Source organism: Siphonobacter sp. (genome assembly GCF_048595215.1).
GTDB lineage: Bacteria > Bacteroidota > Bacteroidia > Cytophagales > Spirosomataceae > Siphonobacter.
Genome location: NZ_JBMDWJ010000049.1, coordinates 1 through 14,953, shown reverse-complemented (window position 1 = coordinate 14,953; position 14,953 = coordinate 1). Strand labels below are relative to the sequence as shown.

General features: G+C 49.4%; 14 protein-coding genes. 6 read left to right on the top strand and 8 right to left on the bottom strand.

Annotation, left to right across the window (positions count from 1 at the left end; genetic code table 11):
* The first annotated feature begins 201 nt into the window (after positions 1–201).
* Positions 202–1,380: an acyltransferase family protein gene (locus ACOJTG_RS03425; protein WP_420152525.1), complete on the top strand. Its 1,179-nt coding sequence runs from the start codon at positions 202–204 to the stop codon at positions 1,378–1,380.
* 56 nt (positions 1,381–1,436) lie between these two features.
* Here the strand turns inward: ACOJTG_RS03425 and ACOJTG_RS03420 are convergent, their stop codons facing one another.
* From ACOJTG_RS03420 to ACOJTG_RS03410, 3 genes are all read right to left on the bottom strand, one after another.
* The gene (locus ACOJTG_RS03420; protein ID WP_420152524.1) at positions 1,437–2,111 is read right to left on the bottom strand and encodes a pirin family protein; all 675 of its coding nucleotides are present in this window, start codon (positions 2,109–2,111) and stop codon (positions 1,437–1,439) included.
* Positions 2,112–2,117: 6 nt separating this feature from the next.
* A complete protein-coding gene (locus ACOJTG_RS03415; protein ID WP_420152523.1) occupies positions 2,118–2,597 on the bottom strand; it encodes a hypothetical protein in 480 nt (159 codons plus the stop codon).
* A 182-nt stretch (positions 2,598–2,779) separates the two neighbouring features.
* Entirely contained in the window at positions 2,780–3,496 is a 717-nt protein-coding gene (locus ACOJTG_RS03410) for an intradiol ring-cleavage dioxygenase (RefSeq protein WP_420152522.1), read from the bottom strand.
* Between the two features lie 146 nt (positions 3,497–3,642).
* On the opposite strand from ACOJTG_RS03410, the gene ACOJTG_RS03405 reads away from it, so the two are divergent.
* Positions 3,643–4,683 (top strand): methyltransferase, encoded by a 1,041-nt coding sequence (locus ACOJTG_RS03405; protein ID WP_420152521.1) that lies wholly within the window; start codon positions 3,643–3,645, stop codon positions 4,681–4,683.
* Positions 4,684–4,742: 59 nt separating this feature from the next.
* Here ACOJTG_RS03405 and ACOJTG_RS03400 read toward each other — a convergent pair whose 3' ends face one another.
* Positions 4,743–5,507 (bottom strand): OBAP family protein, encoded by a 765-nt coding sequence (locus ACOJTG_RS03400; RefSeq protein WP_420152520.1) that lies wholly within the window; start codon positions 5,505–5,507, stop codon positions 4,743–4,745.
* Between the two features lie 693 nt (positions 5,508–6,200).
* On the bottom strand, positions 6,201–7,232 hold the full coding sequence (locus ACOJTG_RS03395; protein WP_420152519.1) for an LLM class flavin-dependent oxidoreductase: 1,032 nt from the start codon (positions 7,230–7,232) through the stop codon (positions 6,201–6,203).
* A 327-nt stretch (positions 7,233–7,559) separates the two neighbouring features.
* Between ACOJTG_RS03395 and ACOJTG_RS03390 the strand changes: the two genes are divergently transcribed.
* On the top strand, positions 7,560–8,906 hold the full coding sequence (locus tag ACOJTG_RS03390) for an NAD(P)/FAD-dependent oxidoreductase (RefSeq protein WP_420152518.1): 1,347 nt from the start codon (positions 7,560–7,562) through the stop codon (positions 8,904–8,906).
* Positions 8,907–9,016: 110 nt separating this feature from the next.
* Here the strand turns inward: ACOJTG_RS03390 and ACOJTG_RS03385 are convergent, their stop codons facing one another.
* Entirely contained in the window at positions 9,017–9,853 is an 837-nt protein-coding gene (locus tag ACOJTG_RS03385) for a sugar phosphate isomerase/epimerase family protein (protein WP_420152517.1), read from the bottom strand.
* 392 nt (positions 9,854–10,245) lie between these two features.
* Here ACOJTG_RS03385 and ACOJTG_RS03380 point away from each other — a divergent pair, with 392 nt between their 5' ends.
* Entirely contained in the window at positions 10,246–11,673 is a 1,428-nt protein-coding gene (locus ACOJTG_RS03380; protein WP_420152516.1) for a DUF6600 domain-containing protein, read from the top strand.
* Positions 11,674–11,780: 107 nt separating this feature from the next.
* On the opposite strand, the gene ACOJTG_RS03375 is transcribed toward ACOJTG_RS03380, so the two are convergent.
* On the bottom strand, positions 11,781–12,650 hold the full coding sequence (locus ACOJTG_RS03375) for an AraC family transcriptional regulator (RefSeq protein ID WP_420152515.1): 870 nt from the start codon (positions 12,648–12,650) through the stop codon (positions 11,781–11,783).
* Positions 12,651–12,790: 140 nt separating this feature from the next.
* Here ACOJTG_RS03375 and ACOJTG_RS03370 point away from each other — a divergent pair, with 140 nt between their 5' ends.
* Together ACOJTG_RS03370 and ACOJTG_RS03365 are read left to right on the top strand one after the other, a co-directional pair.
* Entirely contained in the window at positions 12,791–13,369 is a 579-nt protein-coding gene (locus tag ACOJTG_RS03370; protein WP_094811309.1) for an RNA polymerase sigma factor, read from the top strand.
* 36 nt (positions 13,370–13,405) lie between these two features.
* Complete coding sequence (locus ACOJTG_RS03365) at positions 13,406–13,747, top strand: MauE/DoxX family redox-associated membrane protein (protein WP_102199710.1); 342 nt, start codon at positions 13,406–13,408, stop codon at positions 13,745–13,747.
* A gap of 116 nt (positions 13,748–13,863) precedes the next feature.
* Here ACOJTG_RS03365 and ACOJTG_RS03360 read toward each other — a convergent pair whose 3' ends face one another.
* Positions 13,864–14,817 carry an aldo/keto reductase gene (locus tag ACOJTG_RS03360; protein WP_420152514.1) on the bottom strand — a complete coding sequence of 318 codons (954 nt, stop codon included), beginning with the start codon at positions 14,815–14,817 and terminating at the stop codon, positions 13,864–13,866.
* Positions 14,818–14,953: the final 136 nt, after the last annotated feature.

Here is a 14,953-nt window from a genome sequence, read left to right as displayed (position 1 = left end):
GAAGCACCCGCTCCGGATAACCGGGCCAGAGATTAATACCGAATAATGGTTTTATTAAAGAAAAGGCTCACCGAGTGGTGAGCCTTTTCTTTTTTGCTGAGCTGCTTACCGCCAACGATTTAGTAGGACTGTAGTATCGCCCCACCCTTTTCGCCTATCTTAGCTCAACAAACCATTACCTCTTCATAAACCTATCGTATCGTGTCAGTTACTACTACCTTTCCCAAAGGCCGACTCCTGTCGATGGATGCCTACCGCGGCTTTGTGATGTTTTTGATGATGGCCGAAGTATTACAACTGAGCCAGGTCGCCGAAAATTTCCCCGAAAGTACATTCTGGCAATTTCTGGCCTATCACCAAAGTCATGCGGAGTGGCTGGGCTGCTCGCTCCATGACCTCATTCAACCTTCGTTTTCGTTTTTGGTTGGCGTGGCTCTCCCTTACTCGCTCGCCAGCCGTATCAGCAAGAGCGAACCGTTTTGGCTTCAATTTGCTCATACGCTGCGTCGTTCGCTGATTTTAATCCTGCTGGGCATTTTCCTACGATCCATTGGCCATTCACAAACCAACTTTACGTTTGAAGATACACTGACTCAAATCGGTCTGGGGTACCCCTTCCTATTCCTGATTGCTCAACGTTCGTTGCGTACGGGATGGATTGCTTTGGCGATGATTTTAGTAGGGTACTGGCTGGCGTTTGTACTGTATCCCGTTCCAGCCATTGCTCCCGAACGTGTCGGCGTACCCGCCGACTGGCCGTATCATTTTACCGGCATTGCCGCTCATTTCAACAAAAATACCAATCTGGCCTGGGCCTTCGATACCTGGTTTCTTAACCTGTTTCCGAGAGAAAAGCCTTTTCTCTACAACGGGGGAGGCTACGCCACGCTGAGCTTTATTCCGACGCTGGGCACGATGGTACTCGGACTACAGGCGGGCCGCTGGATACGGGCTCAGTCGGCGGGCTTACTCAAACGCTTTCTAATTATGGGGGTTGCCGGACTAGTACTAGGTAGTCTGCTCTCCGTAACCGGCCTTTGCCCCTCTGTGAAACGTATCTGGACGCCCTCCTGGGTTCTTTTCAGTGGGGGCTGGTGCTTTCTATTACTGGCGTTATTTTACTTCTTGATTGACATACAGAAATGGCAACGATGGAGCTTCCCCTTACTGGTTATTGGCGTTAATTCCATTGCCGCTTACTGCATTGCTCACTTATTTGAACATTTCATTGCGGATTCCTTTCGTACGCATTTTGGCCCCAACGTGTACCAGTTTTTAGGAGAACCCTACGCTCCCCTACTCCGTGGCCTGATCGTACTGCTGTGTTACTGGCTGATTTTGTACTGGATGTACCAGAAGAAATTGTTCATTCGAATCTGACCTAAAAAGGTCGCTGGTAACGAATAACCCAGCGACCTTTTCACTAAGAAATCCTTCTACACTTCCATAATCAAGCCAATAGCTCCGGCAGAAAGGGCTTCAAATTCGATTGAATCCGCATGTTTCAACGCTAATCCATCCCGACTTTCCAGCAGTCGATTCTGCATTTCAAAAGCCCCTTCGATACAAAAAATGAATACGCCCTTGGCTGAATCAGTGAGCATATACTGACCTTCTGCACGCCCATCGTACTGCCCGATGTAATACGGTTGATTCTGACTAATGGGTACCAGCTGATTGCCTGGGCTTAACTCAAACGAAGGGCTGGTAACTTGGTACGCATCCGTTTCCTGATCAATCCAGATTTGCAGGAAATTGATCAGCTCCTCTGCGTACGGGTTGATGATTTCGTACGAAAGCGAATCAGGAGTCGTCACCTCCAAGGTTTGTCCGGCGGCAACAAACGCATGACTTCCCCTTTCGTCAGTGTATTCAATGCCACCCACCAGCGGTAGAATCAGTACGCGGGTATTTTCCTCAGCCTGCATACGCAGACGGGCTCCGGCCTGTAGCGTATCGTCGTTGAATACCCGTAAGTTCCCAAACGGCTGCCGATCTTCCACCTGATACGGTCCAAAGTTGAAGACCTGCCAGCTTCGCAACCAGTCCAATTCCGTTAGACCCCGTTGATTAGCCAGATAGATTTGAGCTTCTACCGACTCCTGTTTCATTCCTTGTTATTGAATCGAATGAATATTTAAAAGGGGTTGTAGTGGAATCAGCTCCGTTTCTACTTCTTGACCAGCCCTTAAAGCCGCCAGCTGATCGCCGTAGGCAACAAGCAGATTGGTTCCTACTACATCAATCCAGGTGAGCGGTTCACTATAAAATTCAATCGCAACGGCGTGTTCTTCCTGCGTTCCCGGGTGAGCATTCACGATTTCAAACGTGTATTCCCGAAAGGGAAGCTTCGGCTGTCCGGAGCTATTCACCACATCGGGTATGTAGCCCTGTAATTGTTGCATATACGTATTCATCAGATCCGGGTCGACCCGTGGTTCCGCTATCAGCACGTGGGTCTGGGACCGTTGATTGCCGTACTGTATTTGTTCGGAAAACGCCTGATACGTATCATCAAACACCTGCCGATCCCAGGCAGCAGTTGAGGCCGCCGTAATTACTTTGCGGTATCTCAGTCGAATAATGCTTTTTCCCATAGTTGTTAAACGTAGTTTTATGTACGTTGCATCCATCTAAATTGATAATTCGTTCAAACGTACCCGATGGCCTTGCGTCGCAGCTTTCTTCTCAGCATAGCAACTGCTTAAGTAGTAGTACCTGGAAAGGCCTTGAGTTGTTTACTAAATGCTTTGCTGGACGAAAAATCTTTCCGTACGCCTTAAGCACTCACCACAATGGCGTGCGTGAGTTCGTATCCTGCCGCCACACTACCAGTTATGGTAGCAAGTTCGGTAGCAATGGAATCAGCGAATACGTTGTCCCGGGCATTGCTGGTATCCTGCTTACCACGGGTATACAGGTTTGTGGCCGTTGTATATACGGTGTTCGTCACATCTTCGGGGAACGCAATCTGCGTAACCAGCAAGGATTTTCCGCTCGAAGTATAGATATGTACGTGAATATGCGGAGCCCGTCCGGAGTACCAGCCCGGGAAAATGGAGGTAAAGGTAACCAATCCGTTCGCATCGGTCGTTTGCCGCCCCCTCAGAAAATGTACGGAAGTGAAGTTGCTGCTTTGCATACCCGTTCCGCCGTATTCCGAGTAATTACCGTCCTTATCGCAGTGCCAAATATCCACCAGGGCTCCCGCTAACGCTCCACACGCATTATTTTTATTCTGAATGTTGATCTTAATTGTAAAGGGCACCCCCGTCCGGTCCGAACGAATGTCCGTGATAACCAGTGAACTGGGCGATTTCGTAGGAAACGGGCCTTCGGTTTCTGCAGGCGTTGCCGTACAGCTACCCGACCCGGTTTCGGTACCACTCTCCGGTGTTGTGCTATCTTCATCCTTCTTGCAGCTACCCAACAGGGGAGCTATGGCTATGTATCCTAACGCAGAAAATCCTCGTTTCAAAAAGTCTTTACGTTCCATCGTCGTTTTGTATTGGAGTGTTCGATGATGAATACGCAGGCAACGAATCCTGCGTTGCAATGCCTTTCAACTTTGAGAGAACTACGGGGATTCCGTAGGTTTGTATACGATTTACTTTTCTAACTATTATCTGGCTTTCTAAACCTATGCAACCAACCCTTGATTTGGCTCCGATTACTCGTCACCTGCGGGCCATGTACGGTTCGCGACTACTCGTAGCCGCCGTAAATCACCTGAGTGTATTCGAACAATTCGAACACGGACCACTTTCGTTTCCCGAATTACAAGCCCGGCTTCAGCTCAGCGAGCGTCCCGCTCACGTTCTTATTCCGAGCCTTTGTGCGATGGAAGTTCTCACGCAAACGGCCGAAGGCAAACTCTATCCGTCGGAACTGGGCCAGTACCTGTCCCGAAAAACACCGCAAAATCTGATTGGTTACGTGGGTCTGGAAAAAGAAGATCCCGGTGTACTGGAAATGGTGACGCGTCTGCAAAACGACGGCCCGCTGGATGCCTCTGAAGGCTTTTCGTACGTCATGGATGCCGAGGCCCCCTCACCCATGGATGAACCCGAAACGGCCCGGCTGTTCACGCTAGGCCTGGCCGGACGGGCTCGCAAACTTTCCCCGATCGTGGCCGAAAGCCTTCCTCGTATCGAAGGCCATCTGCTTGATGTGGCCGGTGGTACGGGCTTCTACACGTTCGAATGGTTACACCGCAACCCCTTAGCGACGGCTACGCTTTTTGACCGGCCGCAGGTACTGGAAGTAGCCAAGGAATTACTGGAAGAATTCATTGCTCACACGGGAAATCAGCCCATCCGCACTCGTATCCAGTTCCAGGCGGGCGATATGCTTACGGATGCGTTACCCCAAACGGATCTACTGCTGGCGGCGAGTCTTTTTCACGACTGGCCGACGCAAACGTGTCAGGAACTGGCTCAACGCTTTGCGACGGCCCTTCGCCCCGGCGGTGAATTGTGGGTACATGATACGTTCCTCAACGATACACTCGATGGCCCCAAACCCGCTACCGACTACGGAGCCGCGTTGTTCTGGGGTACCAAGGGTCGAATTTATAGCCGACAGGAACACCGCAACTGGTTCGAGCAGGCCGGGTTACAACCCTTACCCACGCAGATTCCTACCCAGATGGAATATGGCCTGATCGCTGCCCGAAAGGCTTAATGGGCTTGCCTGTATCTTCCCGGAAGTGTAAGATCTTCCGGGAAGATTACAAATTATGACTAGTTGAGATGGTGATGGGATAGTACACCCTTATAGTCATCCGTTACCTTCAGCTGACGGATTTCGCCTTTTTCCCAGGCATTTGCTCCGGCCTGAATGGCGGGCGTAGGAATATCCGCCCGGTTCTCTTTCTTTTCAGCCGTTGAAATACCAAAACGTTTGTCGCGGGCCGCTACTAAACTATCCTGCAACTGCCCCTCCTGCGTGAATCCCATCATCACCATCTGATGCCCCATCGGCAATACCAGATCTTTGTCAGTATGCCAGGTGTGGAACGTCTTGCCGTAGGTACTCACCAATTTTTCCATGAGTTCGTGTTCGGCTACTTCCGGAATGCCCGGGGCAATGAGCGTACCTGATTTTACTTCGTGGTGGTGACTGTGCCAGAGCTTACGCTCGTCGGCGGGAAGGGTTTTAAAGACCTCTTCGGAGACAATGTACTCCACGCCCATAATCTTCGCGTCGGCTCCGTTTCCGTCGAAAATGACGCATTGAATACAGTCATTGTTGATTTGCTGACAGTAGTGGTGGGCTTCCATCTGTCCCTTCATGTCCCCGTTGTAAAAATGAAATCCGTCCAGGTACATGTCCAGAGCCTTCAGGGGACGTTTGTCCTGTAAGAGATCGGCTCCGGCTTCGAGCACTTTGTCTTTGGTTGTTTTCTCCTTGCCCGGTGTTTCCACATTGGAAGGCGTATTCTTACCTCCACAAGCCAGCAGCAGGGTAGACAAAACCAGCACAGTAATACAGGAATGAACATGCATAAGATCGATCGGTTGTGTTATGTGGAAGCCCCGAACGTTAAAAAAATTATTCCCTGAAAACCAGTAGCTTACTTGTCTTAAATCAAGAAGAGGAAGTTTTTTCTTAACTAAAAGTACACGGACAGGTAAGGTTTAATGATGGTTTATTTTTTTGCTGTGATAGGGATGTCTTTCGTCCCGCTGAGACAGCTGATCTTTTAGTCCGTATCGCGAACGCCACTCACTTCCTCTTGCTCCAGGCCACCGCCTTGCTAAGGAAGTAGGTGGCTTTTCGCGATAGGACGGGGCCTGGTTTTAAGTCGACCATGAAGGTATTCGACTGTAGTTTAACAACTGTAAACCAACAACTGATAAATTGTTAGAAGATGATAAAACCTCTCCCGCTGGTAAGCTAGCCATTACATATGGCAACTGAACGACCTTCGACAGCAGCAATGCGGTGAACTAAAGCAGGCGGTCGCCTACATGGAATGGTTAGGCGTGGAGAGGTCCAGCCTGGAAGGCTTAGGTGCTACTAGTCGGCCTTGTATACGAGTCCAAACTCAGTCTAGGTAAATTACGGAACTCTAAAAGAGCAACACTTTCTTTGCCATGGAGTAGAAATACGCTATTAGCCAGCTATATCTGTGGAACGAAATTCATTTTATTCCAGAAAATCAACGTTACTCTTCCTATCATTAACTACAAACCCTATTAAAACAACTGATGATTCGTCGCAACCGTTGTACTGAAGGCTTGAGCTAATAGCTCAAAGGATCGAAGCCGATCTTCAAAATGATACGTCATGGTTGAAGCCATGATTTCATCTACCTCATATTCGTTCGCCAACTGCGTAAGCTCCTCCTTCACCTGCTCGGGCGTACCCGAAACGATGCGGTCAGCGTGGAAAAAGCGGAGTCGGTCTTCTTCAGCCAATGTAAACTCGTAATCTTTAATCGTTTCGTAGTCATCCACCCCTTCAAAACGTCCCTTGTCCATTTGAATCAAGCGGTATTCCAGTACTTTTCGCAGTTGCTGGGCTTTTTCTTCCGTATCCGCACAGATCACGAACAAAGCCAGCAAGGCCGAGGGCTCAGGCATGAATTCGGATGGTCGGAAATCCCGCTTGTAGGCCTCCACGATTCGGGGCGGAACTTGTCCGTTGATGAACCGGGCCACGGCCAAGCCCATCCCATATTCAGCGGCCAGCTGACTGCTTCCCCCACTCGAACTCAGAATCCACTGGGCCGGAATTGTATCGGCCTGCGGTACGGCCAAAACGGGACCGTATTGCGTTCCAGCGGAATCCGTAAAGAAAGTTTGCAGATAATCGAGCTGTTGACGGTAACTTTGCTCACTGAAATCGTTCGACGGATTGAGCAACGCGGACGAAATTCGGTCTCCACCTGGAGCACGGCCCATCCCCAGGTCAATGCGTCCCGGAAACAGTGATTCAAGCAAACGAAAGTTTTCGGCTACTTTCAGGGCACTATGATTCGGCAGCATGACGCCACCGGAGCCGATCCGGATTTGCTGCGTTTCGTCCGCCAGTTTTACCATCAGTACTTCCGGTGCGGATCCGGCAATGGCAGCGGCATTATGGTGTTCCGAAACCCAGAAACGGGTGTACCCCCACTGATCAGCCTGCCGGGCTACCGTAATGGTCTGTTGTAAGGCCTCACGGGCAGAGCCGCCCTTCCGCACGGGCGACTGATCTAGGATACTAAGCTTAATAGACTTGCTCATGATTTTTTTGCATTATTCCGCTTTCAACTAAATACCAATTTTAGTACAATTGGCACTATAAGCTATTAAATACCCCTGATCCTGAACGTAGTATAAAATTTTTTGTTCTTTAGAAAGAAGAAGGTGATTTTTGTACTAAAATTCGATCAGTCCTTTTTTGAATAACAATGAGTAGGAATACGAATCAAGCATGTTAGAATGCTCTTTTTCCCATTTTTAAACCATTAACTCTTAAACGTTTTCAGAGACCATTCGTTCCGCATGGATTTACTACGTAAATCTGGTTCGGTTTTTTTGGAAGAGAACGTTTGTTCATCGACTTGTCAAATGCTTGATTTAAAAGATCTTTCGCTAAATATTCCAGAAACCACAAAACCCCGCGTGGTCATCATCGGGGGCGGTTTTGGAGGAATTAACCTGGCTCAGAAGCTTCCGGGGAAGCAGTTCCAGGTGGTTATGCTGGATAAACAGAACTATCACGGGTTCTGGCCGCTGCTGTACCAGGTGGCTACGGCTGGTCTGGAAGCGGATGCGATCGCCGAGCCGCTTCGGAAGATGTTCGATGAAGATTACGAAGACTTTCATTTCCGTCCGGTACGCGTAACGAGTGTTAATCCAGCCACGAAAACGATCAGTACGCTGATTGGTGACCTCAGCTATGATTACCTGATCATTGCTACGGGTACGAAATCGAACTTTTTCGGTAACGACCAAATCAAGCAGAATTCGTTTCCATTAAAGAAAATTACTGATGCCCTGAACCTGCGTAGCCAAATTCTGCAGTGTTTTGAAAAGGCGAATATGACTACGAACGCGGCTCTGCGGCAGAGTTTGCTCAACATCGTTATCGTAGGCGGTGGTCCCACGGGTGTAGAAACGGCGGGTGCTTTAGCCGAAATGCGGAAGCACGTACTGCCCGGTGATTATCCCGGCATGGACTTTACCAAAATGAATATCTATCTGGTAGAAGGCCTCGACCGTGTACTGCCGCCGATGTCGCCCGAATCCAGTAAGAAAACGCAGGCGTACCTGGAGAAAATGGGGGTAATCGTGAAAACGAAAACGCTCGTAGAATCCTACGACGGCGAAGTTGTAACCTTCAAAGGCGGTGAACAAATCCAGACGCAGACGCTCGTATGGGCTGCTGGGGTAGCGGGTGCTACGCTGCCCGGTATTCCTCAGGAAATCATCCAACGCGGTGGTCGGTACCCCGTAAACCTGTTCAACCAGATTGATGGGTACACGGATATTTTCGCTATCGGTGATATCGCGATGATGAAATCGGAGAAGTATCCGAATGGTCACCCCGGCGTTGCTCAACCCGCGATTCAGCAGGGTCAACACCTGGCCAAAAACCTGAAACGACTGCTGGCTGGACAGGAATTACAACCCTTCAGCTACTTCGACAAAGGTTCTCTGGCGATCATTGGCCGGGCCCGTGCCGTTGCGGATTTACCGGGTAAAATCACTCTAGGAGGTATTATTGCCTGGTTTGCCTGGTTGTTCGTTCACATTTACTACCTGATTGGTTTCCGTAACAAACTGGTCGTATTGAGCAACTGGTTGTACCGTTTCTTTACCTACGAACGCGGTACGCGTCTGATCATTCGTCCGTTTATCCGGAAGGGCGATAAGGCTACCGAAACGTTCATGAAACAGCAGGCGGCTGATTAGCAAGGAATTCATAGTATATAGAAAAAGGGTTTTGGAAGCTTTGCCAAAACCCTTTTTCATGACAATCAAACCGTCCTTAGGTCAACTGACTATTACTTTATAATTGACTATTACTTTATACTTCCCTTCGTATAGATGGTCCGGAAGTTTTTGACGCTTTCGGCAATTTCGGAAGCGTTATTTTCCCAATGATATTCATATTCCGCCGAAATGGGGCCTTTAAACTTCTGACGTTTCATTTCAGCAATGACGGCCGGAATATCACAAACACCCGTTCCCCAAACGACATCGTGCGTCTTCGGAGCTTTTTCTTCCAGGTCTTTAAAGTGCATGCCCAATACGCGTCCCTGGAGTTGTTTCAAACACTCCACCGGGTTCAAACCTGAGCGTACCCAGTGCCCAATATCCGAGCAGGAACCCAGGTACGGGTTATTCCCAATCACGGCCAGTACGGAGTCAGGATGCCAGTAGTGGGAAGGTTTGGGGTGGTTGTGCAAAGCCACATTGATTTTGTATTCCTGAGCCAGTTTACCGATATACGACATTTGCTTCACATCCGGCTCGGAATTGATGTTACGAATGCCCATTTCTTTAGCAAACTCGAATAGGGCTTTCCATTCGGTTTCGTCTTTGGCCCGAACCACGCCATACGCCACCAGCGTAATGCCCCGATCTTTAAGCATTTTTTTCACCGCCTGCCGTGTACTTGCATCCATGGTGAAGTTCATGGTACCCGTCACTCCTCCACCAATTTGCTGCGAGGGAAAAGCTTCGACGTACTTCAGACCGCAACTATCAATTTTTCGCAGGGCTTCGGCGAAAGGAAAGAGCCGGAACGAATACGACTGGGCTCCGAGCATCCAGCCTGATTTGGATTCGGGCGTTTTCTGAGCGAACAGACTACTGGCCAGCAACACGCTGCCCAGGAAGAGTAAGGCTTTTTTCATAGGTCTAGAAATCATCTGAATAGGTGCCTGAAATATCGTCAGTATTTTCAAATGCTGTATGTGAAGTAGGAAAATATCCCATTGTTCAATGATTAGTCAGTACATTATATTTGGCCAGCAGGCGGTTTAGTATTGGTAAATGGCTTCAGTTTTTAGAAGTAGATACTTCATACAATATCCTTAAAGTTCCGGAAGGTCTTTTCATGAAGTCATAAGCCCTTGATTTGTTAAAAACCATTAATTTCTTCGCCCGTACTAAACCCAGGTCCGTCCAACTGATCCAAGCTTCAGTTACAAAAACAGCACAGAATTTAACATTTTTTAGGTAGCTTTTTACACATAAAATGTTCAATTTTAGTGCTTTAAATGAATCGACTCGATTCACACCAGCCATGAAAACAATCCGTATTTTCGCTCTGATCTGCTTCGTTTTTGCTGGCGTAGGCCGCCTTGCCGCCCAGCCCGGCGTAAGCATTTCCTTTGCGACTTTCTATAATGAATTGTCACCGTACGGTGAATGGATTCAGAATCCGCAGTACGGTCAGGTCTGGGTGCCCAATGCGGGTCCCGACTTTCAGCCCTATGGTACGGCCGGACACTGGGAAATGACCGAATACGGAAATACCTGGGTATCGGATTATCCCTGGGGTTGGGCTCCTTTTCACTACGGTCGCTGGCAAATGGACCCGTACCGGGGTTGGGTCTGGGTTCCCGATTACGAATGGGGACCGGCCTGGGTGGGTTGGCGAAATGGAGGCGGGTACTACGGCTGGGCTCCGCTTGGACCGGGTATGAACATTAGCGTTAACATTAACCTACCCTGGAACTACTGGACGTTCGTACCGCAACGGCACATTTTAAGCCCTCGGATTTACAGCTATTGCGTACCCCGTACGCAGGTGGTAAACATCTATCATAATACGACGATCATCAATAACGTGTATCGGTATAACAACCGCTCTTACGCTGCTGGGCCCCGAGCCTACGATATTCAGCGGGCTACGGGCCGTAACGTGGATGTTCGTCGGGCGGATGATTTCGGTCGTCGGGCTGGTTTCTACGATCGGGGTAGTATGAGCGGCCGGAATGATCGCTTTGATCGGAATCAGGGCCAATGGAATGGCAACAACCCAGGGAGAAATTCGGATAATCGTCCGGGGAACTGGAACAACGGAAATTCTAATACTAACGATTCACGGCCGACTCCGGACCGCTCGAATCCTAACGTTTATCGTCGCGGCAATTCCGATTATAATGCTTCGTTCGACGCGAATAATCGTCCGAAACGGGAAACGGGGACCAGTCAGGAAGACGGAACCAACCCCTGGAATGCCAATCGAAACGGTAATCGTGCAGCGGACCCTAACAATTCCTTCGGAAATGGCCGACCTAACCGCGAAAGCAGTAATCCCTGGAATTCTGATCGTACGGCTGTGCCAAATCCTCAGCCCAGTCGCGAGTCGAATCCCTTCGGCGGCAGTCGACCTGATCGTGAAGCCAGTAACCCCTGGAACTCCGGTCGTACTACCATGCCGAATAACCAGCCCAGTCGCGAGTCCAATCCCTTTGGTGGCAGTCGCCCCGAACGGAGTGCTCCAAACCGGGAATCATTTCCCGACTTCCGGAGTAATCGGCAATCGCCGATGAATAGTCCCTCCGAAGGTCATTCTTGGGGCGGTGGCATGCGACAATCGTCGCCCGAAGGCCAGGGCGGTGGGTTTTCCAGAGGTGGAGGAAACGCGATGCCCCAGCAAGCTCCTGCCCAACCACAACCGGGTGGCGGCGGCGGTGGCATGCGTTCACGAGGTAGTAGAAATTAATTAGAATTCTTCAGCAGGGTTTATCAAACCTTAGGCGAAGAAAATCAGTTATATAACATCATTGTTTATTGCCGCAAAGCCGTACTTCGCAAGGGGTGCGGCTTTATTTATGCTTTCTGATAGGCCCGTCGGTACTCAATGGGCGTATAACCCGTAATGCGTTTGAAATGCCGATTGAAATGCGAGAAGTTAGCGTATCCGCTCTCATAGCATACCTGAGCGACGGGCCAGTCGCTGGAGATCAGTAACTTGCAAGCCTGCCCAATGCGTACCTCCGCCAAAAATTCGGTATAGGTCTTTCGCATCCGACTTTTGAAATACCGACAAAAGGAAGGTGGATTGAGGGCAGCTTCGGCGGCAATCTCTTCCAGTGTAATCTTACTGGCAAAATGGGTAAAGGTGTAATGGTATACTTTCGCCAGCCGTTCGGTATCCAACAAATCGTTCGGTACACCGTAGCCGATACTAGCCAAGGGAACCAAATCTTTCGAATCAGCTAGCAGGCGTAAAATATCCAGCAGGCCTACCAGCCGGTACAAGTCATCGCCAGTGGCACATTCCTGCATTCGTTTTTGCACAGCCTGTTGCGTCGCTCCTGTTACTTTCAAACCGCGTTCGGCTTTCAGAAACAGATCGCGTAAGGGCTTCGTCTCGGGTAAGGTATTGAATTCTTTTCCGGCAAAATTTTCGGCGAAATGAATGGAAAGCGAACTACACAACTCCGTATTATCCGGTTTAAAGTAGGCTTCGTCTGAACGCCACAAATGGGGTAAGTTAGCACCTAATATAATCAGCTCTCCCGCTTCAAAGGCCTCCACGTGGTCACCCACGAGCCGCGTACCACTCCCCTGCTGTACCCAGGTAATTTCCAGTTCCGGATGATAATGCCAGCGATTGTAGAAAAACGGCTCTACGACCTGCCGCATCCCAAACGAGGCACTTCCTTCGAAATTAAAGCGGTGATAAACGGGTTTCATGATGCTGTGTTTTCAACACTAATTTAAACTAGACGCAAGTCATGCAAATATAGTATCAATTAAAGATAAGTACAGGTAAGTAGTGCATCTAGGCATTGTTGAATTTTGTTCAGTAAAACGAGCAAAACCTAACCTCTACCGTGGTTTCTGATCAACAACTCTGGAATGCCTTACTGGACGGCGATTGTGAAGCGTGGGGCATCCTGTACCGCCGTCAGTACCGCCCGTTACGATCCTGGGCTCTGCGACGCTTTGCTGATTCGGCGATGGTTGAAGATGCACTCCAGGATTTATTTCTGTGGATCTGGCAACATCGCCAAAACCTCAATCGCCATGCTCCGCTGACGCCTTATCTGAAATTTTCGCTTCGAAATCAGATTTTAAAGCTCTTACCCGCCAATCACATTTCGCTGAGTCAAGAAACGGACGCCTTTGATCTGATTACGGAAAGTTGCCCCGAAAGTGGATTGATTGAACGCGAAGCCGAAAATTCCTGGCAACGCTTTACGCGGCAGTCGCTCAACAGCCTGCCCCGCCGGAAGCGTCAGGTCATGGAGCTACGTTACCACGAAGGGTTTTCAATTGAAGAAATTTCAGAACGTACGGGCCTGCAGTATCAGTCGGTGGTCAATGCCGTACAGCTTTCGGTCAGTCACTTGCGGAACCGGGCACTGGAAGCGGGGTATAACTATCAAGTTTTTCGACGAAAATCCCGTTGATTTTCATGCTGGACCTAATCTTTTAGGAAGAACGGCATGAGCCTCTACCTGATGTCCTTGCTCTACGTTGTTGCGGGCATTCTGCACTTCGTACGCCCGCAGACGTATCTGCGAATCATGCCACCTTCCATTCCCGCTCCACTGACTATGGTGTACCTAAGCGGCGTTGCTGAACTGGTACTGGGCCTGGCTTTGCTGGTGCCCTCGCTTCGCACCTGGGCGGCCTGGGGTATTATTCTCCTGTTGATTGCGGTATTCCCAGCCAACTGGTACATGGCTACTTCCGGAAAGTTCACTAATATCCCCGCCTGGATTCTCTGGGCTCGACTACCCCTACAAGGGGTGCTGATTTACTGGGCCTATACCTTTACCAAATAAACTACGCTTAAAATGAAACTTCCCGAACGTGTAGCACCTTCGGGAAGTCGTATTCTTGCTGTCAAAAGGATATAAAACTACTACAGTCCGCAGAAAGGCAGTCTTAATGTTTAACCCTACTTCCAGTCACTCGCCTGATCCAGCTTTTCGATCGCCTCCGTACGGAGCGATAATTCTGCCGCCTGGATGAACGACTGTAACTGATTTAAACTCGTAGCACTGGCAATTGGAGCCGCTACAGAAGGCCTGGCCATTAGCCAGGCCAGGGCTACACTGGCGGGCGTGACTTTGTACTCTTCCGCCACTTCATCCAAGGCTTTTAAAATTCCTAGTCCCTGCTCGTTGAGGTATTTCTTCACGCCCTGGCCGCGTTGACTTTTCGCTAAGTCAGCCTCGGAGCGGTACTTACCCGTGAGAAATCCACTGGCTAAGGAATAATAGTTGATCGTACTGAGTTGATGCTCCCGAACAATTGGCTCGTAGGCTTCTTCGTACTCTTTCCGCTCCACCAGACTATAATTTGGTTGCAGCGTTTCGTAGCGGGGATACCCATTTTTTTCGCTGGCCTGCAGCGAAGCTTTCAGTCGTTCGGGACTCATGTTTGACGTACCGATGATGCGTACTTTACCCGCTTTCACCAGTTGATCGTACGCTTCGAGCGTTTCTTCGACGGGCGTACTCTCGTTGTCGTAGTGCGTCTGATAAAGGTCAATGTACTCCGTTTGCAAGCGACGCAGGGAGTCTTCCACGCCTTTCAGGATGTAGGCTTTGGAAACGTCCGGATGGCCTTTGCCGTTGTCGGCTCCGATTTTAGTGGCCAGAATGATTTGCTCGCGATTGTTACGTTGCTTCATCCATTTGCCCAGAATCGTCTCCGATTCGCCGCCAATGTTGCCTGGTACCCAACGGGAATACACATCAGCCGTATCAATAAAATTAAAGCCAGCCGCTACAAAAGCGTCGAGTATTTCAAATGAAGTCGTTTCGTCGATGGTCCAGCCAAATACGTTTCCGCCAAAGGCCAGCGGTGCTACTTCAATGTTCGATTTTCCTAGTGATCTCTTTTGCATAGTTCAATGAATTTACGGAACCCGGAAGCTCCAGAAAACAGTACGGTAGCTTCTAAAAAAAACCGGACAAATAAGTCAAAAAACAGGCGTTGGGTTCTGGGAAAGAAATTAAAATTTCCTGAAACGCTGATTATCA